This window comes from Kitasatospora sp. MAP12-44, from assembly GCF_029892095.1.
In the GTDB taxonomy this organism is placed as follows: Bacteria; Actinomycetota; Actinomycetes; order Streptomycetales; family Streptomycetaceae; genus Kitasatospora.
Window position 1 is genome coordinate 4,428,608 of sequence record NZ_JARZAE010000004.1, and the last position, 20,776, is coordinate 4,449,383.

The 20,776-nt window shown below is 69.3% G+C and carries 18 protein-coding genes; 9 read left to right on the forward strand and 9 right to left on the reverse strand.

Going from position 1 to position 20,776, the window contains the following annotated elements; all coding sequences use genetic code 11:
* Window positions 1–80: 80 nt before the first annotated feature.
* Together trxB and trxA are read left to right on the forward strand one after the other, a co-directional pair.
* A complete protein-coding gene (gene trxB, locus P3T34_RS20580) occupies window positions 81–1,049 on the forward strand; it encodes a thioredoxin-disulfide reductase (RefSeq protein ID WP_280667497.1) in 969 nt (322 codons plus the stop codon).
* A gap of 166 nt (window positions 1,050–1,215) precedes the next feature.
* Complete coding sequence (trxA, locus tag P3T34_RS20585) at window positions 1,216–1,548, forward strand: thioredoxin (RefSeq protein ID WP_280667498.1); 333 nt, start codon at window positions 1,216–1,218, stop codon at window positions 1,546–1,548.
* 108 nt (window positions 1,549–1,656) lie between these two features.
* Here the strand turns inward: trxA and P3T34_RS20590 are convergent, their stop codons facing one another.
* The 9 genes from P3T34_RS20590 to rpmH form a co-directional block, all read right to left on the reverse strand.
* Window positions 1,657–2,274 carry a GNAT family N-acetyltransferase gene (locus tag P3T34_RS20590; RefSeq protein ID WP_280667499.1) on the reverse strand — a complete coding sequence of 206 codons (618 nt, stop codon included), beginning with the start codon at window positions 2,272–2,274 and terminating at the stop codon, window positions 1,657–1,659.
* Between the two features lie 143 nt (window positions 2,275–2,417).
* Window positions 2,418–3,503 (reverse strand): ParB/RepB/Spo0J family partition protein, encoded by a 1,086-nt coding sequence (locus P3T34_RS20595; RefSeq protein ID WP_280667500.1) that lies wholly within the window; start codon window positions 3,501–3,503, stop codon window positions 2,418–2,420.
* Window positions 3,500–4,483 carry a ParA family protein gene (locus P3T34_RS20600; protein WP_280672257.1) on the reverse strand — a complete coding sequence of 328 codons (984 nt, stop codon included), beginning with the start codon at window positions 4,481–4,483 and terminating at the stop codon, window positions 3,500–3,502. The genes P3T34_RS20595 and P3T34_RS20600 overlap by 4 nt, the downstream gene beginning before the upstream one ends.
* A gap of 223 nt (window positions 4,484–4,706) precedes the next feature.
* Complete coding sequence (gene rsmG / locus P3T34_RS20605) at window positions 4,707–5,477, reverse strand: 16S rRNA (guanine(527)-N(7))-methyltransferase RsmG (RefSeq protein WP_280667501.1); 771 nt, start codon at window positions 5,475–5,477, stop codon at window positions 4,707–4,709.
* Window positions 5,478–5,625: 148 nt separating this feature from the next.
* A complete protein-coding gene (locus tag P3T34_RS20610; RefSeq protein WP_280672259.1) occupies window positions 5,626–6,147 on the reverse strand; it encodes a R3H domain-containing nucleic acid-binding protein in 522 nt (173 codons plus the stop codon).
* A gap of 123 nt (window positions 6,148–6,270) precedes the next feature.
* Complete coding sequence (gene yidC, locus P3T34_RS20615; protein WP_280667502.1) at window positions 6,271–7,467, reverse strand: membrane protein insertase YidC; 1,197 nt, start codon at window positions 7,465–7,467, stop codon at window positions 6,271–6,273.
* Window positions 7,468–7,470: 3 nt separating this feature from the next.
* Window positions 7,471–7,872, reverse strand: a complete 402-nt coding sequence (gene yidD, locus P3T34_RS20620; protein ID WP_280667503.1) for a membrane protein insertion efficiency factor YidD — start codon at window positions 7,870–7,872, stop codon at window positions 7,471–7,473.
* A complete protein-coding gene (gene rnpA / locus P3T34_RS20625) occupies window positions 7,869–8,294 on the reverse strand; it encodes a ribonuclease P protein component (protein ID WP_280667504.1) in 426 nt (141 codons plus the stop codon). The genes yidD and rnpA overlap by 4 nt, the downstream gene beginning before the upstream one ends.
* 19 nt (window positions 8,295–8,313) lie before the next feature.
* A complete protein-coding gene (gene rpmH / locus P3T34_RS20630; protein ID WP_035799375.1) occupies window positions 8,314–8,451 on the reverse strand; it encodes a 50S ribosomal protein L34 in 138 nt (45 codons plus the stop codon).
* Window positions 8,452–8,885: 434 nt separating this feature from the next.
* Between rpmH and dnaA the strand changes: the two genes are divergently transcribed.
* The 7 genes from dnaA to gyrA all read left to right on the forward strand — a co-directional run bounded on the left by dnaA (window position 8,886) and on the right by gyrA (window position 20,772).
* Window positions 8,886–10,964 carry a chromosomal replication initiator protein DnaA gene (gene dnaA, locus P3T34_RS20635; protein WP_280667505.1) on the forward strand — a complete coding sequence of 693 codons (2,079 nt, stop codon included), beginning with the start codon at window positions 8,886–8,888 and terminating at the stop codon, window positions 10,962–10,964.
* A 929-nt stretch (window positions 10,965–11,893) separates the two neighbouring features.
* Window positions 11,894–13,024 (forward strand): DNA polymerase III subunit beta, encoded by a 1,131-nt coding sequence (dnaN, locus tag P3T34_RS20640; RefSeq protein WP_280667506.1) that lies wholly within the window; start codon window positions 11,894–11,896, stop codon window positions 13,022–13,024.
* 123 nt (window positions 13,025–13,147) lie between these two features.
* Window positions 13,148–14,023, forward strand: coding sequence for a phosphogluconate dehydrogenase (NAD(+)-dependent, decarboxylating) (gene gnd / locus P3T34_RS20645; protein WP_280667507.1), 876 nt, complete (start codon window positions 13,148–13,150; stop codon window positions 14,021–14,023).
* Window positions 14,024–14,057: 34 nt separating this feature from the next.
* Window positions 14,058–15,191 carry a DNA replication/repair protein RecF gene (gene recF, locus P3T34_RS20650; RefSeq protein ID WP_280667508.1) on the forward strand — a complete coding sequence of 378 codons (1,134 nt, stop codon included), beginning with the start codon at window positions 14,058–14,060 and terminating at the stop codon, window positions 15,189–15,191.
* 74 nt (window positions 15,192–15,265) lie between these two features.
* Entirely contained in the window at window positions 15,266–15,778 is a 513-nt protein-coding gene (locus tag P3T34_RS20655; protein WP_280667509.1) for a DciA family protein, read from the forward strand.
* A 270-nt stretch (window positions 15,779–16,048) separates the two neighbouring features.
* The gene (gyrB, locus tag P3T34_RS20660; protein WP_280667510.1) at window positions 16,049–18,088 is read left to right on the forward strand and encodes a DNA topoisomerase (ATP-hydrolyzing) subunit B; all 2,040 of its coding nucleotides are present in this window, start codon (window positions 16,049–16,051) and stop codon (window positions 18,086–18,088) included.
* A 137-nt stretch (window positions 18,089–18,225) separates the two neighbouring features.
* Complete coding sequence (gyrA, locus tag P3T34_RS20665) at window positions 18,226–20,772, forward strand: DNA gyrase subunit A (RefSeq protein ID WP_280672261.1); 2,547 nt, start codon at window positions 18,226–18,228, stop codon at window positions 20,770–20,772.
* Window positions 20,773–20,776 lie beyond the last annotated feature (4 nt).

The window sequence follows — 20,776 nt, forward strand, 5'->3', positions numbered from 1 at the left end:
TGAGTCGTTGTCCCGGGCGGCGGATCATGACCGCTGCCCCTGCCCGCTAGCGCGGGTCGCGATGCGAACCAGGAGATGTAGTGAGCGACGTCCGTAACGTGATCATCATCGGCTCCGGCCCGGCCGGGTACACGGCAGCGCTCTACACCGCGCGGGCCTCCCTGAACCCCCTCGTCTTCGAGGGCGCGGTGACGGCCGGCGGTGCACTGATGAACACCACCGAGGTCGAGAACTTCCCCGGCTTCCGGGACGGCATCATGGGCCCCGAGCTGATGGACAACATGCGGGCCCAGGCCGAGCGGTTCGGCGCCGAGCTGGTCCCCGACGACATCGTCGAGGTCGACCTCACCGGCGACATCAAGACTGTCACCGACTCCGAGGGCGTCGTCCACCGCGCCCACGCGGTGATCGTCACCACCGGCTCCCAGCACCGCAAGCTCGGCCTCCCCCGCGAGGACGCGCTCTCCGGGCGCGGCGTCTCCTGGTGCGCCACCTGTGACGGTTTCTTCTTCCGCGACCAGGACATCGCCGTGGTCGGCGGCGGCGACACCGCCCTGGAGGAGGCCACCTTCCTCTCCCGCTTCGCCAAGAGCGTCACGGTCATCCACCGCCGTGACAGCCTGCGTGCCTCCAAGGCCATGCAGGAGCGCGCCTTCGCCGACCCGAAGATCTCCTTCGCGTGGGACAGCGCGGTCGAGGCCATCCACGGCGACCCCAAGCTCACCGGGGTGACCCTGCGCGACACCACCACCGGCGAGCTGCGCGAGCTGCCGATCACCGGTCTCTTCATCGCGATCGGCCACGACCCGCGCACGGAGCTCTTCACCGGCCAGCTGGAGCTGGACGCCGAGGGCTACCTCAAGGTCGAGGCCCCCTCCACCCGCACCAACCTGACCGGTGTCTTCGGCGCCGGCGACGTGGTCGACCACACCTACCGCCAGGCGATCACGGCGGCCGGCACCGGCTGCTCCGCCGCGCTGGACGCCGAGCGCTACCTGGCCCACCTGGCCGACCAGGAGACCAAGGCGACCGCCCAGATCTCTGCCTGACCTGTTCTCCGCCTGACCTGCTCTCTGCCTGACCTGCTCTCTGCCTGACCTGCTCCACCGGAGTTCTGTTTCACGTGAAACCTTCACCTGGATCCGTGAAACAGAACTCTCCCCTTCGTTGTTGTCAGTCCATGCGCACCCGCGCATGCGACCTAGAGGAGTTTCCGTGTCCGACGCCATCATCACCGTGACCGATGAGACCTTCGACGCCGAGGTTCTCCAGAGCGAGAAGCCCGTTCTGGTGGACTTCTGGGCGCCCTGGTGCGGTCCGTGCAAGCAGGTCGCGCCGGTCCTGGAGACCATCGCCGGCGAGTACGGCGACCAGCTGACCATCGCCAAGATCAACATAGATGAGAACCCGGAGATCGCCGCGAAGTACGCGGTCATCTCCATCCCGACGCTCAATGTCTACCAGGGCGGCGAGGTCGTGAAGACCATCGTCGGCGCCCGTCCGAAGGGCATGATCCTGCGCGACCTCGACGGGATCATCACGCTCTGAACGCTCTGAACGCTCCGAGGCATCGCCCCTGAGAGCAGCCGACCGGGAGGCGGGTCCGCATACGGACCCGCCTCCCGGCATGTCCGCAGCCGGTCCACCGCCGCTGCGTCAGAACGGTCGCAGCGCGGGCTCCTTGCGCGCTCCCCCGAGCAGGCGCTCCAGTGCCCCCTCGACATCGCCCTTCCAGGAGAGCGTGGAGCGGGCCTCCAGTCGCAACCGCGGATAGCGGTGATGCGGTCGGACCGTCTTGAACCCCACCGCCAGCAGATGATCAGCCGGCAGCAGACAGCCGGGCCGCTCGCTACCGGCCACCCCGAAGGCCTCGATCGCCTTGACGCCGCGCCCCAGCAGATCCTTGGCCACGGTCTGCACCAGCACCCGCCCCAGCCCCTGCCGCTGGAAGCCGGGCACGACCCGGCTGATCATCAGCTGAACAGCGTCAGGTGAGACCGGACTGGTCGGAAACGACTGGGATCGGGGGACATAGGCCGGGGGAGCGTAGAGCACGAATCCGGCCGGCTCCTCGTCCACATAGACGATCCGCCCGCAGGAGCCCCACTCCAGCAGGACAGCCGAGATCCACCCCTCCTTCTCCAGCTCCGGCTTGCCCGCCTCCACCGCTTCCCGCCCGCTGACCGGGTCCAGCTCCCAGAACACGCAGGAGCGGCAGGGCCCGGGCAGGTCGGCCACGTTGTCCAGGGTCAGGGGAGCGATTCTGCGTCCCATGCACCACACCTCCTCGTTCGGTTCCTACCCAGGGACCCCACGCCCCAGGACTCACCGCGCGGAGTTTCCGCACAGACGGCTGTGGGTGCATGTTTCACGTGAAACATGCACCCACGATGCTTGGCTTCCCGGCACTCCAAGGCTCAGCTCGGGGAGAGCCGCAGGCCGCCCTCTCCCGGGGCCAGGCTGTCGAGGATCCGGTTGAGGTCCTCCACCGAAGCGAACTCCAGGACCACCTTGCCCTTGCCCAGCTTCCCGTTGCGCTGGGAGACCTCGACCTTGACCCGGGTTTCGAAGCGGTCGGAGAGTCGGCCGGCCAGATCGTTGAAGGCCGGCGACAGCAGCTTGCCGGCCTTCGGGCCGACCGGACGCTGCGGCTTCTCCTCATGGCCGAGCACCGCGACGATCTCCTCGGTGGTCCGCACCGAGAGCCCCTCCGCGATGATCCGGCGCGCCAGCTGATCCTGCTGCTCACTGTCCGGGACACCCAGCAGCGCGCGGGCGTGACCTGCCGTCAGCACCCCGACGGCAACCCGCCGCTGCACCGTCGCGGAGAGCCGCAGCAGCCGCAGGGTATTGGAGACATGGGAGCGCGATCGCCCGATCCGCTCGGCCAGCTCGTCATGCGTGCAGGAGAAGTCGCGCAGCAGCTGGTCGTAGGCGGCCGCCTCCTCCAGCGGGTTCAACTCGGCGCGGTGCAGGTTCTCCAGCAGCGCGTCCAGCAGCAGCTTGTCGTCATCGGTGGCCCGGATGATCGCGGGAATCTGCTCCAGGCCGGCCTCGCGGGAGGCCCGCCAACGCCGCTCGCCCATGATCAGCTCAAAGCGGTCGACCCCGACCTGACGCACCACCACCGGCTGCAGCAGGCCCACCTCCTTGATGGAGGCGACCAGCTCGGCCAGCTTGTCCGCGTCGAAGACCTCACGCGGCTGGCGCGGGTTGGGCGTGATGCTGTCCAAGGGGAGCTCGGCGAAACGCGCGCCCTCGACCGGCGCCAGCTCGGCGACCGCCTCTCTGGCGCTCTCCGCGGCCTTGGCCGCCACCGTGCCGCGCCCCGACGGCAGAACGGGCATCGCGCTGGGCGACACCGCCCCGGGCGCCAGCAGCGCGCCACCCGGCTGGCCGGAGCGTGCCGGAGCCACCGTCGCCGTTCCACCCGCCGCACCGGTCGCGCTGCCCGGCGGGATCAGCGCCCCGAGCCCTTTTCCCAGACCCCTGCGACCACTCAACGGTTGCCCTCCATCGTGCTGTGCTGTGCCATCGGCGCCGCCTGCGTGCCGATCGTGTGCCGGTGCTTGCCCACCGCTCCCAGAGCGTCCGCGGCCGCCTGCTCCACCGCGGAGGTCGGCGTCTCCAGACCCGCCGCCCGCAGAGCCAGCTCGCGGGCGGCATCCAGGTAGGAGAGCGCCCCGGTGGAACCCGGGTCGTAGGTGAGCACGGTCTGACCGTAGCTCGGTGCCTCGGAGATCCGGACCGATCGCGGGATAGCGGTCCGCAGCACCTCCGAGGCGAAGTGATTGCGTACCTCATCGGCGACCTGGGAAGCCAGCCTGGTCCGGGCGTCGTACATGGTGAGCAGAATGGTCGAGACATGCAGCGTCGGGTTGAGGTGCGCTCGCACCAGCTCCACGTTGCGCAGCAGCTGCCCCAGGCCCTCCAGCGCGTAGTACTCGCACTGGATCGGGATCAGCACCTCCTGACCGGCCACCAGCGCATTGACCGTCAGTAGGCCGAGCGAGGGCGGGCAGTCGATCAGGATGTAGTCCAGCGGCTGCTCATAGGCCGCGATGGCCCGCTGCAGCCTGCTCTCCCGGGCCACCAGCGAGACCAGCTCGATCTCCGCGCCGGCCAGGTCGATGGTGGCCGGGACGCAGAAGAGGCCCTCGACATCCACCACCGGCTGGACCACATCGGCCAGCGGCTTGCCCTCCACCAGGACGTCGTAGATCGACGGCACCTCCGCGTGGTGGTCGATGCCCAGCGCGGTGGAAGCGTTGCCCTGCGGGTCGAGGTCGATCACCAGGACGCGCAGGCCGTGCATGGCCAACGCGGCCGCCATGTTGACGGTGCTGGTGGTCTTCCCCACCCCGCCCTTCTGATTGGCCACCACGATCACGCGGGTCGCCGGCGGCCGGGGGAGCCCCTCACCCGCCCTCCCCATGGCCCGCACGGCGGCCTGCGCCGCTCTCGCGATGGGGGTGTCATCGATCTGGCCGATGGTCTCCGAGTCCTGCATGGGGGTCAGTGTTTCACGTGAAACCGGAGCGGCAACAGTCACCGCCCGGCTGCGACCAAGGATTCCAGAAAGCAGGGAGCGACGTTTCACGTGAAACACGATGCCCGTATTGTCGCAAATCTGACGGTGCGACACTCCGAACAAGCCAAGAGGCCCAGGTCGCGTACTCGCGACCTGGGCCTCTTCAAGGAGCCTGTCAGCGCCGACGGCGCGGAGCGGCACGGCCGGCCTCCGCCGGTCGGCCCGCTCGGCCGGCCCGGGCCGCCTTCGCCCGCCGGGTCGCAGCCTTGACGCCGCCCGGACTTTCACCAACCTTCACCTGCACCACCCGGGTGGCAGCGCCCAGCGCGCTCTCCCCCACCGGGATCACCGAGCACTCCACCGCGCCGAGCCGGGTCAGCGCCGAGCGCGATTCGGTCAGCTCCTGCTCCGCGCTGTCGCCCTTGAGCGCCAGCATCTGCCCGTACGGCCGCAGCAACGGCAGCCCCCAGCCGGCCAGCCGGTCCAGCGGAGCCACCGCCCGGGCCGTGACGATGTCCACCGCGATCTTGCCGACCATCTCCTCGGCGCGCCCACGCAGCACGGTGACGTTGTCCAGGCCGAGCTCCCTGACCACCTCCTCGAGGAAGGTGGTGCGCCGCAGCAGCGGCTCCAGCAGCGTCACCGAGACGTCCGGGCGGACCAGCGCCACCGGGATCCCCGGCAGACCCGCACCCGAGCCCACATCGCAGAGCGTGGCACCCTCCGGCAGCAGCTCCGCCAACACCGCGCAGTTGAGCACATGGCGGTCCCAGAGCCGGGGCACCTCCCGAGGCCCGATCAGCCCGCGCTGCACCCCCGCGGTCGCCAGCAGCTCGGCATAGCGCTCCGCCGCGGCGAACCGCGCACCGAAGATCTCCCGAGCCGCCGGCGGAGCCTCGCTCAGCCCCTCCGGAACACCGTCGGCCGCCGCACTGTCCGTCGCCATCTCAGCATCTCCGCTCACCGATTCCACCGACCCGCCTTCAGCACCGTTTCACGTGAAACATCCCCCGCCAACTCGGACCGCCTCCAGGAACGACGACCCCGCCCGCACAGAGCGGACGGGGTCGGTCGGGAGTACGGTCCGCGGAACGTCAATCCGCCAGCACGACAACGCAGCGCTGGGGCTCCTCGCCCTCCGACTCGCTGCGCAGCCCGGCCGCTGCCACCGCGTCGTGCACCACCTTGCGCTCGAAGGGGGTCATCGGACGCAGCTTGACCGGAGCACCGGTGCTCCGCGCCTGCTCCGCCGCCTGCGCGCCCAGCTCCGCGAGCTCGGTGCGCTTGCGCGCCCGGAAACCCGCGATATCCAGCATCAGCCGGCTCCGCTCGCCGGTCTCCCGGTGCACCGCCAGCCGGGTCAGCTCCTGGAGCGCCTCCAGCACCTCCCCGTCCTGGCCGACCAACCGCAGCAGGGTGCGGTCGTCGCTCTCACCCACGATGGACACCAGGGCGCGATCGCCCTCCACGTCCATATCGATGTCGCCGTCGAGGTCGGCGATATCCAGCAGGCCTTCCAGGTAGTCGGCCGCGATCTCGCCCTCCTGCTCCAGGCTGGCGAGCAGGGTGTCGGACGATTCGACGGCCTCGACGGTCCGGCCGGAGTCGGCGGTCAGACCGGCGTCGACGGCGGAGGTGGTGCCTTCCGTCACAGGAGGGACTCCTTCGGAGCTGGGGCCCACGGGTACGGGCCGAGAACGAAGATCAGGCAAAAGGTCCGGCTCAGCAGCCCGGTCGGATCAGGACTTCTTCTTGGGACGCTGACCGGTCTGCGGCTGGCCGGGGCCACGCTTCGACGATCCGCCGCCCTGCTTGGCCACCGGCCGCTTGGTGCCGGTCGAGCTCTCCGCCTTGTTGTCGGCAGCCTGCGCGGTGGGCACGGAATCCTCGGGGGCCTCGTCCTCGGACTCGCCGTCCTTCGCCAGCCCGACCTTGGCACCGGTGTGCACGTGCTGGCGCTGCGCCTTGGTCTGCTTGCGCGGCTGCTGCCGACGGACCTGCACCGACTCGGTAACCGCCGCGGCGGCCTGCTGCTGCGCGGCTGCCTTGCCGCCGCCGAACATCGCGAGGATGCCGGAACCCTTGATCAGCGTGCCGTCCGGGTTCAGCCGGCCGGATGCCTTCAGGCGGGCCTGGCGCTCGTCCCATGCCTTGCTGCCCGGCGTGGGGTTGTTGTGGATGACAACCAGCTGCTGGCCCATCGACCAGACATTGGTGGTCAGCCAGTAGACCAGGACACCGATCGGGAAGTTGATACCCATGATCGCGAACATGAAGGGGAAGACGTACATCAGCATCTTCTGCTGCTGCATGAACGGCGTCTTGACCGTGAGGTCCATGTTCTTGGTCATCAGCTGGCGCTGCGTGATGAACTGCGACAGCGACATCATCACGATCATGACCGCCGTGACCACGCGCACGTCGGTCAGGGAGGCGCCGACCTTGGCCAGGTCGGAGGCGCTGCTGGTGAACTTCGCCGACAGCGGGGCACCGAAGATGTGTGCCTTCTGCGCACTCTCCAGCAGGCTGCCCTTGATGACGCCGATGGGCTTGTTGTGCGCGACCGAGTTCAGCACCCCGTACAGGGCGGTGAAGAACGGCATCTGCACCAGGATCGGAAGGCAGCTCGAGAAGGGGTTGGTACCCGCCTCCTTGTAGAGCTTCATCATCTCTTCGGACTGGCGCTGCTTGTCGTTCTTGTAGCGCTCCTGGATGGCCTTCATCTTCGGCTGGATAGCCTGCATGGCCCGGGTCGACTTGATCTGCTTCACAAAGAGCGGGATCAGGCAGATCCGGATCACGATGACCATCGAGGCGATGGCCAGACCCCAGGCCCAACCGCTGTCGGCCGGGAAGACGTGGCTGTACAGCGAGTGGAACTGGACGATGATCCAGGACACCGCGGTGTACAGAGGATTGAGGAAGGACCAGGTCACCGGTCAGACTCCTTGGGCATTGGGCTTGGTCGTCAGGCTTGCGGACATCGGGCCTACCGACGTCTGACCAGCAGCCGTCGAGCCTGTGGTGACCGGGCCGTCGGCCGGGGAGCCTGAGGGCTCCGGGCTCACGGCGGTGCCGGTCCTGGGCTGCACCAGGGTGCGGAGCCGCTGGTGCCATACGGGACGCTTACGCGGCGGTACGTGGTCCACACCGCCGGGGGACCAGGGGTTGCAGCGCAGAATGCGCCACGCGGTGAGAGCACTGCCCTTGACCGCGCCGTGCACCCGCACGGCCTCGTACCCATAGTGCGAGCACGACGGGTAATAACGGCAGACCGGACCGAGCAGTGGACTGATCGTCCACTGGTAGGCCCTGATCAGTCCCATCAGCAGGTACTTCATCGCCCTGATCCCGTCGCCGAGGAGGCTGGCTCCGTGCGGAGCAACCGCCGCAGCGCCGCATCCAGGTCATGTGCAAGATCCTGGTACGAAGCCGTCCCGGCAGGGGGCAGCGCGCGTACCACTATCAGGCTACCTGCGGGAAACTGCGCCAGGCGGTCCCGGACAAGGTGACGCAGGCGACGCTTCACGACGTTGCGCACCACGGCCGGTCCGACCGCCTTGCTCACGACGAAACCCGCACGCGCCGAGGGAGTCCCCTCGGCGACATGCGGGTGTGAGTCGCTGTCCCCGGCGACCTGCGGCGCAGGCTCGTCCTCTCGTCTGAGATGGACGACCAGCAGCGGCCGGCCGGCCCGGCGTCCGCGTTTGACCGCGGTCGCGAAGTCCTGGCGCCGCCGCAGCCGATTCTCGGAGGGCAGCACTGGAGACCCTGGACGCGGATCAGGCGGAGATGTTGGTGCGGCCCTTGGCACGGCGGGTCGCCAGGATGGCGCGGCCGGCGCGGGTACGCATCCGCAGCCGGAAGCCGTGGGTCTTGGCGCGACGACGGTTGTTCGGCTGGAAGGTGCGCTTGCTCACTCGGGGGCTCCTGGGGTGAATCGTAGGATGACGAATCGCAGCTTGGCCGTCACCGTGCGTCCGCGTGATCTCCCCTTCATTACTGGGAAATCCGACCCGAAACCCCAGGTCTGCTGGGGTAAGAGGCAATCCACGGCGCCCGTGCTGCGCGCCTTCTGGAAGCGGGGTGGACCCGCGGACATGCGGCAGCGGCCATCGACAACTCGACCTGGTTACGGTACGCGGGACGAGGGTCAAGGGTCAAACCGGCTTCGTTGAAGAAGGTCGGAAAGGTCCCCCACAGGGCAGGCGTACACAGCCTGTGGACAACAACTTGTATCAGCTCTGTCCGCTGACTACCGTTGCAGGACTTGTCTGGTTTGTTCATCCACCCGAACCGACTGCCGATCCTGACCAGGAGCTCCCCGTTCGGGGGAACGAGAAAGCGTGCACCAGTGGCTGATGTCAACAGCGATCTCGCCCCCGCCTGGGCGAAGGTCGTCGAGCGGCTGGTCAACGACACCTCGGTCGGTGACAAGGACAAACTGTGGGTGCAGCGCACCCAGCCGATGTGGATGATGCACGACACCGCCCTCCTTGCGGCCCCCAACGAGTGGGCGAAGCAGGTGCTGGAGGGCAGGCTGCTGCCGCAGCTGACCGACGGGCTGAGCCAGCAGTTCGGCCGCCCGGTACGGATCGCCGTCATGGTGGACGCCAATGCCGCGCCACCGAGCCCCGCGCCCGCCGCCCCCGAGCACTCGGCGCAGGAGCCCGCGGTCGAGGAGGCGCCCGGCTGGCCCACCGGCCAGCCGGAGGGCTACCCCCAGCAGCCGGACACCACCTTCGGGCGCGGCCGGTACGACACCGCCGGGTACGACCAGCGGCCGGCCCCCTACGCCGAGCGCCCCGAGCCGGGCGAGAGCTGGGAGCGCCAGGGCGGCAGCTACCCGCCGCGGCCGTACCCGGGCCAGCAGTACCCCGAGCAGCCGTCCTACGACGAGCAGTCCTATCAGGAGCGGCCCTACCAGGAACGCGCTCCGCAGTACGAGCCGCACCAGTACCGCCAGTGGACCGGCCGCGACGCCGAGAGCCAGCAGGAGCAGGGGCCCGAGCAGCGCCCGGGCCCGCCGCCCGGGCAGGCGCCCGGGCAGGCGCCCGGTCAGCGGCTGGGCAACGACCCGGCCCAGGGCGATCTCTTCGGCGGCGCCTACAACCCCACCGGTGAGGAGCGCGGACGCCCGGGCGTGCGCCAGCACCCGGGCGGCGGCCAGCGCGGCCCGATGGGCGGCCGGCCCACCGGCGCCGGTCCGCAGGAGCGCGGCTCGCTGCTGCCCGAGCCGGTGCGCCCCGGCGGGGTGCCGGACATCCGCCCGGCCGGCGGCGAGCCGGACCGTCCCGGCGCCTCGAACCTGCCCGAACGGGTCGCCGACCGCACTCCCGTCCCCGGCGTGCCCGCGCCCCCCGGCGCGCCGCCGGCCGGCGGGTCGCGCAAGGACGAGCCGGCCGCCCGACTCAACCCCAAGTACCTGTTCGACACCTTCGTCATCGGCGCCAGCAACCGCTTCGCGCACGCGGCGGCGGTCGCGGTGGCCGAGGCGCCGGCCAAGGCCTACAACCCGCTCTTCATCTACGGCGAGTCCGGCCTCGGCAAGACCCACCTGCTGCACGCCATCGGGCACTACTCCCGCAGCCTCTTCCCGGGTACCCGGGTGCGCTATGTGAGCTCGGAGGAGTTCACCAACGAGTTCATCAACTCGATCCGGGACGGCAAGGCGGACGCGTTCCGCAAGCGCTACCGGGACATGGACATCCTGCTGGTCGACGACATCCAGTTCCTGGCGAGCAAGGAGTCGACGCAGGAGGAGTTCTTCCACACGTTCAACACCCTGCACAACGCCAACAAGCAGATCGTGCTCTCCTCCGACCGGCCGCCCAAGCAGCTGATCACCCTGGAGGACCGGCTCCGCAACCGCTTCGAGTGGGGGCTGATCACCGATGTCACCCCGCCGGAGCTGGAGACCCGGATCGCGATTCTGCGCAAGAAGGCAATCCAGGAACAACTCAACGCTCCAGCCGATGTGTTGGAGTTCATCGCGTCCCGAATCACGCGGAACATCCGGGAGTTGGAAGGCGCACTGATCCGGGTCACCGCCTTCGCCAATCTCAACCGGGCCCCGGTGGACCTGGAGTTGGCCGGCATCGTGCTCAAGGACCTCATCCCCGGCGGGGACGAGGACGCCGGGCCGGAGATCACCGCGCAGGTCATCATGCAGCAGACCGCGGCCTACTTCGGGCTGAGCGTGGAGGACCTCTGCGGGTCCTCGCGCAGCCGGGTGCTGGTGACGGCCCGCCAGATCGCGATGTACCTCTGCCGGGAGCTGACCGACCTCTCGCTGCCGAAGATCGGCGCGCAGTTCGGCGGCCGCGACCACACCACGGTGATGCACGCGGACCGCAAGATCCGCTCGCTGATGGCCGAGCGGCGCTCGATCTACAACCAGGTCACCGAGCTGACCAACCGCATCAAGAGCTGAGCGGCAGGCGCCTGTTGAGGCCGTCGCAGGGGTGTCGGGACGACCAGTCCCGGCACCCCTTTTCGGCGTCCGCAGGGGGTGTGGATCCCGTCGACCGGGGAATGCTCGGGTCAGCTGACGCTTCGCCAGCCTCGAGCCGCGTTCGTACATCTGCGCAGGAAATCGAACAGCAAGGGCCGAACGGTCGACTGTCCACAGGATCGGGTGCTTTCCCCCGTCCACAGTGTGGGGAGACCGGAGTTATCCCGAATTCCTCCACAGGCAGCGCGCCGTTACGCTCTTCGGCGCAGGTCAGCACCCTGGGGACTTGTGCACAACGGTTATCCACAGGGTGTGGACAGCTGTTGACCCGTCAACTCGTCCGATCGGTTGTCCACCGGCTGTCCCCAGGCTGAGGCCTGTTATCCCCAGGTTCTCCACAGCTGTATCCACTGTTCGACAACGTGCAGGCCCTGTTCATCAGCCGGTGTGAAAGGCGTCACGAGATGTTGACCGGAGCCCGTGGATAACCTGGCCCAGATCTGGGGACGGCGCTGGGGATAACCTGTGGATACGCACGGTGCCCTGTGGGTAACGCTCCGCTGTCCACAGCGACCCCTGGTTATCCACCGGTCGCGTCCACACCCACTGTGGACAAAAAACCGGGTCTGACCTGCGGAAACGGGGTTATCCACGGTATCCACAGGCCCTACTACTACCACTACACCTATAGACCAGTTGACTCGGTTAACAGTGGGGTGGGCCGAAATCTGTGGACAACCGGTGGGCGACATTTGTTCGGCTTGCTTCCGCCCGTCCGCCCCGTCTGTCCGTGGAGTACGTCAGACTGTCCTTCGGCAACTGGAGCCGAGGCGGCTCGCCCCGATGTCCAGTGCCCGATCGGACGATCAAGATCAGAAGCGACAGCAGGATCCAGGAGGCGGTTACCGGTGAAGTTCCGGGTGGAGCGTGACGTCCTCGCGGAGGCGGTGGCCTGGGCGGCCCGCAGCCTTCCGGCGAGGCCGCCGGTGCCGGTGCTGGCCGGCCTGCTGCTGACGGCCCAGGAGGGCAGCCTGGCGCTGTCCGGTTTCGACTACGAGGTCTCGGCCCGGGTCGAGCTCGAGGCGGACGTCGAGGAGCAGGGCACCGTCCTGGTCTCCGGTCGGCTGCTGAACGACATCTCGCGCAACCTTCCCAACAGGCCTGTGGAGATCTCCACCGACGGCCAGCGGGTCAGCGTGGTCTGCGGCACCTCGCGCTTCACCCTGCCGACCCTGCCGGTGGACGAGTACCCGGCCCTGCCGCAGATGCCCACCGCCACCGGCACGGTCTCCGGCGACGTCTTCGCCTCGGCCGTCAGCCAGGCCGCGGTGGCCGCCGGCCGCGACGACACGCTGCCGGTGCTGACCGGTGTCCGGGTGGAGATCGAGGGCGACCGGATCACCCTGGCCGCCACCGACCGCTACCGCTTCGCCGTCCGCGAGCTGCTCTGGAAGCCCGAGCAGCCGGACATCTCGGCGGTCGCCCTGGTGCCCGCCAAGACCCTGCAGGACATCGCCAAGTCGCTCGGCAGCGGCGACACGGTCTCCATCGCGCTGGCCTCGGGCGGCGCCGGCGAGGGCCTGATCGGCTTCGAGGGCGCCGGGCGCCGCACTACCACCCGCCTGCTCGAAGGCGAGTTCCCGAAGTTCCGCAGCCTCTTCCCGACCGAGTTCAACGCGATCGCGGCGATCCAGACCCAGCCGTTCCTGGAGGCGCTCAAGCGCGTCTCGCTGGTCGCCGAGCGCAACACCCCGGTCCGGCTCAACTTCGAGCAGGGCGTACTGACCCTGGAGGCCGGCTCGGGCGACGACGCCCAGGCCACCGAGCGGATCGACGCGGACCTGGAGGGCGACGACATCTCGATCGCCTTCAACCCGGGCTACCTGGAGGAGGGCCTGAAGGCCATCGACTCCGCCTACGCCCAGCTGGCCTTCACCACCTCCACCAAGCCGGCCCTGCTCAGCGGCAAGGCCGCGGTGGACGCCGAGGCGGACGAGGCCTACCAGTACCTGATCATGCCGGTGCGCCTGTCCGGCTGAGCCACCGTCGACCGCGGGGTGTCCACAGGCCGGCAACGGCCTGTGGACACCCCGCGGCGTAGGCTGCTGGCGCGCGGCAACGGCGCCGCCGTCAAGCACGACACCACCAGGTAAGGACTTGTCATGGAGCTCGGCCTCATCGGTCTCGGCAAGATGGGCGGCAACATGCGCGAGCGCATCCGCCGCGCCGGCCACACCGTCATCGGCTACGACCGCAACCCGGATCTTGCCGACGTCGCGAGCCTGCAGGAGCTGGTGACCAAGCTTCAGGGCCCCCGCGTGATCTGGGTGATGGTCCCGGCCGGAGCGCCGACCCAGGCCACCGTGGAGGAGCTGGCGGAGCTGCTCGCGCCCGGTGACGTGGTGGTCGACGGCGGCAACTCCCGCTGGACGGACGACATCAAGCACGCCGAGCTGCTGGCCGCCAAGGGCATCGGCTTCGTCGACTGCGGTGTCTCCGGCGGCGTCTGGGGCCTGGAGAACGGCTACGCGCTGATGTACGGCGGCGAGGCCGCCGACGTCGCCAAGGTGCTCCCGGTCTTCGACGCACTCAAGCCCGAGGGCGACTTCGGCTCGGTGCACGCGGGCAAGGTCGGCGCCGGCCACTTCGCCAAGATGGTCCACAACGGCATCGAGTACGCGATGATGCAGGCCTTCGCCGAGGGCTGGGAGCTGCTGGAGGCGGCCCCCGAGGTCACCGACGTGCGCGAGGTCTTCCGCAGCTGGCAGGAGGGCACGGTGATCCGCTCCTGGCTGCTCGACCTGGCCGTCCGGGCGCTGGACGACGACGAGCACCTGGCCCGGCTCAAGGGCTGGGCCGCCGACTCGGGCGAGGGCCGCTGGACGGTGGAGGCCGCGATCGACCACGCGGTGCCGCTGCCCGCCATCACCGCCTCGCTCTTCGCGCGGTTCGCCTCGCGGCAGGACGACTCCCCCCAGATGAAGATGATCGCCGCGCTGCGCAACCAGTTCGGCGGCCACGCGGTCGAGTCCAAGTAACGAGCCCCGCAGAAGGCGAGCGCAGTCCACCCCCATGCATGTCGCGCATCTGTCGCTCGCCGACTTCCGCTCGTACGCCCGGGTCGAGGTGCCCCTCGATCCGGGCGTCTCGGCGTTCGTGGGGCCCAATGGCCAGGGCAAGACGAACCTGGTCGAGGCGATCGGCTACGTCTCCACGCTGGGCAGCCACCGGGTCGCCACCGACGCACCGCTGATCCGGCTGGGCGCGGAGCGGGCGGTGGTCCGCTCGTCGATCGAGGACCGCGGCCGGACCACCCTGGTCGAACTGGAGATCACCCCGGGCAAGGCCAACCGCGCCCGGATCAACCGCTCGGACAACGTCCGGCCCAAGGACGTGCTCGGCCTGCTGCGCACCGTCCTGTTCGCCCCCGAGGACCTGTCGCTGGTGAAGGGCGACCCGGGCGAGCGCAGGCGCTTCCTGGACGAGCTGCTGACCGCCAGGGCGCCGCGCCTCGCGGGCGTGCGGCAGGACTATGAGCGGGTGCTCAAGCAGCGCAACGCACTGCTGAAGACCGCGGCGATGGCCCGCCGGGCGGGCGGCGGCAAGGGCGCCGACCTGTCCACCCTGGAGGTCTGGGACGGCCACCTGGCGCGGGCGGGCTCCGAGCTGACGGCCTTTCGGCTGCGCCTGGTGGACGCCCTGCAGCCGCTGGTCGCGCAGGCCTACGAGCAGCTGGCACCCGGCGGCGGGCCGACCCTGCTGGAGTACCGCTCGTCCTTCGAGGGCGCGCTGCCGGCCAGCCGCGAGGAGGCCTACCAGCAGCTGCTGGACGCCCTGCAGGCCGCCCGCAAGCAGGAGACCGAGCGCGGGCTGACCCTGGTGGGCCCGCACCGGGACGAGCTCGGGCTGAAGCTCGGTCCGCTGCCGGCCAAGGGCTACGCGAGCCACGGGGAGTCCTGGTCGTTCGCGCTGGCGCTGCGGCTGGCCAGCTACGAGCTGCTGCGGGCGGACGGCGGCGAGCCGGTGCTGATCCTGGACGACGTCTTCGCCGAGCTGGACGCCCGGCGGCGTGACCAGCTGGCCGAGCTGGTGGCCGGCGGCGAGCAGGTGCTGGTGACGGCGGCGGTGCCCGAGGACGTCCCGAAGGCGCTGCGCGGGGTGCGGTACGCGGTGGCCCAGGGAGAGGTGCACCGGATCGGCTCCTGAGAGCCTGAGTCCGCACGCGCGGCGAGGACCTCGTACGCTGGTCTGTCCACAGCCTGGGGAAGGAGCGCACCGCGATGAGCAAGGAATCCGAGCTGTCGGGGGTCGATCTGGCCCGGGTGGCGCTGCGCGCGGCGAAGGAGCAGGCCAGGCAGCGTGGTGACCAGGCCCGTGAGAAGCGCGAGGCGAAGCGGCACGGGCTGCGCAGCGGGGCGCGCTCGGACGGGCGGGACCCGGTGCCGCTGGGGGCGGCGCTGAGCCGGCTGATCACCGAGCGGGGCTGGGAGGCGCCGGCCGCGGTGGGCGGGGTGATGGGCCGCTGGTCGCAGATCGTCGGTCCGGACATCTCGGCGCACTGTGCTCCGGAGCACTTCGCGGAGGAGGAGGCGGTGTTGACGGTGCGTTGCGACTCCACTGCCTGGGCTACTCAACTTCGGCTTTTGGCGCGGCAGTTGGTGGCCCGTCTGAACCACGAGCTGGGCCACGGCACGGTGAAGGTGATCAAGGTGCTCGGCCCGTCCGGGCCCAAGCGCGGGTACGGCCGGCTGCGGGCTCCGGGCAGTCGCGGCCCGGGCGACACCTTTGGGTGAGCGCCGCCGGCGACGGGGGTCGGCCCGGCTCGGGCGGAGGGCCGGACTCCGGAATCGCTGACGGCCCTTTTGAGGCCCGTGAGCCCCCAGGGCGAGTATCGGGACATGTGCGGAGGGGATTCAGAGCGGCACATCCGCCCTGAGAGCCTGCCAAACGCCCATCTCTGTCAGTCGTACCGGTAGACTGAAAGCCAAACACTGCCGCTTGCGGTAACTGAGTCGAACGCCGAGGTCGCACGCTCGCCCGTCCAAGGGCTGAGGATGCGGCCCGTGCTGTGCCAGAGAGGGCGCTTCGTGGCCGATTCCGGCGAATCCAGCCAGTCCCCAGTCCCCACCGACCCGTCCACCGAGGCCGTCCCAGCCGATCGGGCTTACGACGCCAACGCGATCCAGGTCCTGGAGGGGCTTGACGCGGTCCGCAAGCGCCCGGGCATGTACATCGGCTCGACCAGCGAGCGCGGCCTGCACCACCTCGTCCAGGAGGTGGTGGACAACTCCGTCGACGAGGCCATGGCGGGGCATGCCGACACCATCGCGGTGACGATCCTGGCCGATGGCGCGGTCCGGGTGGTCGACAACGGCCGCGGCATCCCGGTGGGCATCGTGCCCGGGCAGGACAAGCCGGCCGTCGAGGTCGTGCTGACGGTGCTGCACGCGGGCGGCAAGTTCGGCGGCGGCGGCTACGCCGTCTCCGGCGGTCTGCACGGCGTCGGCGTCTCGGTGGTGAACGCGCTCTCCACCAAGCTGGCGATCGAGATCCACACCGACGGCCACCGCTGGACCCAGGACTACAAGCTGGGCGCCCCGACCGCGCCGCTGGCCAAGCACGAGGCCACCGACCGCACCGGCACCAGCGTCACGTTCTGGGCCGACGGCGACATCTTCGAGACCACCGTCTACTCCTTCGAGACGCTCTCGCGCCGCTTCCAGGAGATGGCCTTCCTCAACAAGGGCCTGACCATCTCGCTGACGGACGAGCGCGAGGAGCACGTCGACGACGAGGGCAAGCCGCTCTCCGTGACGTACCACTACGAGGGCGGCATCGCCGACTACGTCCAGCACCTCAACTCCCGCAAGGGCGACGTGGTCCACCCCTCCGTGATCGACTTCGAGTCGGAGGACAAGGACAAGACGATCTCGGTGGAGATCGCGATGCAGTGGAACTCCTCCTACACCGAGGGGGTCTACAGCTTCGCCAACACCATCCACACGCACGGCGGCGGTACCCACGAGGAGGGGTTCCGGGCGGCGCTCACCGGCCTGGTGAACCGCTACGCGCGGGACAAGAAGCTGCTGCGCGAGAAGGACGACAACCTCGCCGGCGAGGACATCCGCGAGGGTCTGACGGCGATCATCTCGGTCAAGCTCGGCGAGCCGCAGTTCGAGGGCCAGACCAAGGACAAGCTGGGCAACACCGAGGCGAAGACCTTCGTCCAGAAGGTGGTGCACGAGCAGCTGAACGACTGGCTGGACCGCCACCCGGTGGAGGCCGCGGACATCATCCGCAAGTCGATCAACTCGGCCACCGCCCGCCTGGCGGCCCGCAAGGCGCGCGACCTGACCCGCCGCAAGGGCCTGCTGGAGAGCGCCTCGCTGCCGGGCAAGCTGAGCGACTGCCAGTCCAAGGACCCGGCCGAGTGCGAGATCTTCATCGTCGAGGGCGACTCGGCCGGCGGCTCGGCCAAGCAGGGCCGTGACCCGCGTACCCAGGCCATCCTGCCGATCCGCGGCAAGATCCTGAACGTCGAGAAGGCCCGGATCGACAAGGTGCTGCAGAACACCGAGGTCCAGGCGCTGATCTCGGCCTTCGGCTGCGGCATCCAGGAGGACTACGACGAGTCCAAGCTCCGCTATCACAAGATCGTCCTGATGGCGGACGCCGACGTCGACGGGCAGCACATCCGCACGCTGCTGCTGACCCTGCTGTTCCGCTTCATGCGGCCGCTGGTGGAGGCGGGGTACGTCTACCTGGCGATGCCGCCGCTGTACAAGATCAAGTGGGGCCGGGACGACTTCGACTACGTCTACTCCGACCGCGAGAAGGACTCCGTGATCGCCGCCGGCGCCGCGGCCGGCCGCCGGCTGCCCAAGGACGACGCGATCCAGCGCTTCAAGGGTCTGGGCGAGATGAACGCCGAGGAGCTGCGGATCACCACCATGGACCAGGCGCACCGGCTGCTGCAGCAGATCACCCTGGAGGACGCGGCCCGTGCCGACGACCTCTTCTCGGTCCTGATGGGCGAGGACGTCGAGGCCCGCCGGTCCTTCATCCAGCGCAACGCCAAGGACGTCCGCTTCCTGGACGTGTGACGGGTCATCACGACCTCGTCCCTACGTACCAGTCACGCGTGAAAGGAAACTGACCACCAGTGGTCGACGACAACCGTCCCGACGGCGAGCAGCCGGACCCCAGCTCCACCGACGTCTTCGTCTCCCGGGTCGAGCCGATCGAGCTCGAAACCGAGATGCAGCGCTCCTACCTCGACTACGCGATGAGCGTGATCGTCAGCCGGGCGCTCCCCGAGGTCCGCGACGGCCTCAAGCCGGTGCACCGCCGGGTGCTGTACGCGATGTACGACGGCGGCTACCGGCCCGAGAAGGGCTACTACAAGTGCGCCCGCGTGGTCGGCGACGTGATGGGCAACTACCACCCGCACGGCGACACCTCGATCTACGACACGGTGGTCCGCCTCGCGCAGCCGTGGTCGCTGCGGATGCCGCTGGTGGACGGCAACGGCAACTTCGGTTCCCCGGGCAACGACCCGGCCGCGGCCATGCGGTACACCGAGTGCAAGATGATGCCGCTGGCCATGGAGATGATGCGGGACATCGACGAGGACACCGTCGATTTCGCCGCCAACTACGACGGCCGCTCGCAGGAGCCGACCGTCCTGCCCTCGCGGATCCCCAACCTGCTGATCAACGGTGCCACCGGCATCGCGGTCGGCATGGCCACCAACATCCCGCCGCACAACCTGCGGGAGGTCGCGTCGGGCGCGCTGTGGGCGCTGGAGCACCCCGAGGCGTCCAACGAGGAGCTGCTGGAAGCCCTGATCGAGCGGATCAAGGCGCCGGACTTCCCGACCGGCGCGCTGATCGTGGGCCGTCGCGGCATCGAGGACGCCTACCGGACCGGTCGCGGCTCGATCACCATGCGCGCGGTGGTGGAGGTCGAGGAGATCCAGGGCCGCCAGTGCCTGGTGGTCACCGAGCTGCCGTACCAGGTGAACCCGGACAACCTGGCGCTGAAGATCGCCGACCTGGTGAAGGACGGCCGGGTGGCCGGCATCGCCGACGTCCGCGACGAGTCCTCCTCGCGCACCGGCCAGCGGCTGGTGGTCGTGCTCAAGCGCGACGCGGTGGCCAAGGTGGTGCTGAACAACCTCTTCAAGCACACCGATCTGCAGACCAACTTCGGCGCCAACATGCTGGCCCTGGTGGACGGTGTGCCGCGCACGCTGTCGCTCGACGCCTTCATCCGGCACTGGGTCAGCCACCAGGTCGAGGTCATCGTCCGGCGCACCCGGTTCCGGCTGCGCAAGGCCGAGGAGCGCGCCCACATCCTGCGCGCGCTGCTCAAGGCGCTGGACATGATCGACGAGGTGATCGCGCTGATCCGGGCCTCGGACAGCGCCGACGCCGCCCGCAGCGGCCTGATGAACCTGCTCGCCATCGACGAGCTGCAGGCCAACGCGATCCTGGAGATGCAGCTGCGCCGGCTGGCGGCCCTGGAGCGCCAGCGGATCACCGACGAGCACGACGAGCTGCAGCGCAAGATCAACGAGTACAACGCGATCCTGGCCTCGCCGTCCCGCCAGCGCGAGATCATCTCCGAGGAGCTGACCGCGATCGTCGAGAAGTACGGCGACGAGCGGCGCTCCACGCTGATCCCCTTCGACGGCGACATGTCGGTCGAGGACCTGATCGCGGAGGAGGACATCGTCGTCACGATCACTCGTGGCGGCTACGTCAAGCGGACCCGCTCCGACCTCTACCGCTCGCAGAAGCGCGGCGGCAAGGGCGTGCGCGGTGCGCAGCTGAAGCAGGACGACATCGTCGACCACTTCTTCGTGACCACCACGCACAACTGGATCCTCTTCTTCACCAACAAGGGCCGGGTCTACCGGGCCAAGGGCTACGAGCTGCCGGACGCCGGCCGCGACGCCCGCGGGCAGCACGTGGCCAACCTGCTGGCGTTCCAGCCGGAGGAGCACATCACCCAGGTGATGGCGGTGCGCACTTACGCCGACGCGCCCTACCTGGTGCTGGCCACGCGTGAGGGTTTGGTTAAAAAATCCCCGCTCAAGGACTACGACTCGCCGCGCTCCGGCGGCCTGATCGCGATCAACCTGCGGCAGGACGAGAACGGCCGCGACGACGAGCTGATCGGCGCCGAGCTGGTCTCCGCCGAGGACGACCTGCTGCTGGTCTCCCGCAAGGCGCAGTCGATCCGGTTCACCGCGACCGACGAGGCGCTGCGCCCGATGAGCCGGGCCACCTCGGGCGTCAAGGGCATGGCGTTCCGTGAGGACGACGAGCTGCTCTCGATGAACGTGGTCCGTCCGGGCACCTTCGTCTTCACGGCGACCGACGGCGGATATGCCAAGCGGACCGCGGTGGACGAGTACCGTGTTCAGGGACGCGGTGGCTTCGGCACCAAGGCGGCCAAGATCGTCGAGGGTCGAGGGTCGTTGGTCGGGGCGCTGGTGGTCGAGGAGACCGACGAGATCATGGCCATCACACTTTCGGGTGGTGTGATTCGTACAAGGGTTTCCGGAGTTCGTGAAACCGGACGTGACACCATGGGCGTCCAACTGATCAACCTCGGAAAGCGCGACGCGGTGGTGGGCATGGCCCGCAACGCGGAGGCGGAGGACGAGGAGCTCGCCGAGGACGTTGTTCAGGACGCTCCTCAAGACCAGGACGGTTCGGATCTGACCGAGTCGGCCGACGAGGGCGCCCAGGCGCCCGGCGCGGCGGACGAGCAGGCCTGAACCT

Excerpts from the sequence above, each read along its gene's own strand:
- P3T34_RS20590 (WP_280667499.1), bottom strand. The coding sequence starts at position 2,274 with ATGGGACGCAGAATCGCTCCCCTGACCCTGGACAACGTGGCCGACCTG.
- rsmG (WP_280667501.1), bottom strand. The coding sequence starts at position 5,477 with ATGGCGACGGACAGTGCGGCGGCCGACGGTGTTCCGGAGGGGCTGAGC.
- yidD (WP_280667503.1), bottom strand. The coding sequence starts at position 7,872 with ATGAAGTACCTGCTGATGGGACTGATCAGGGCCTACCAGTGGACGATC.
- gnd (WP_280667507.1), top strand. The coding sequence starts at position 13,148 with ATGGAGCTCGGCCTCATCGGTCTCGGCAAGATGGGCGGCAACATGCGC.
- recF (WP_280667508.1), top strand. The coding sequence starts at position 14,058 with ATGCATGTCGCGCATCTGTCGCTCGCCGACTTCCGCTCGTACGCCCGG.
- P3T34_RS20655 (WP_280667509.1), top strand. The coding sequence starts at position 15,266 with ATGAGCAAGGAATCCGAGCTGTCGGGGGTCGATCTGGCCCGGGTGGCG.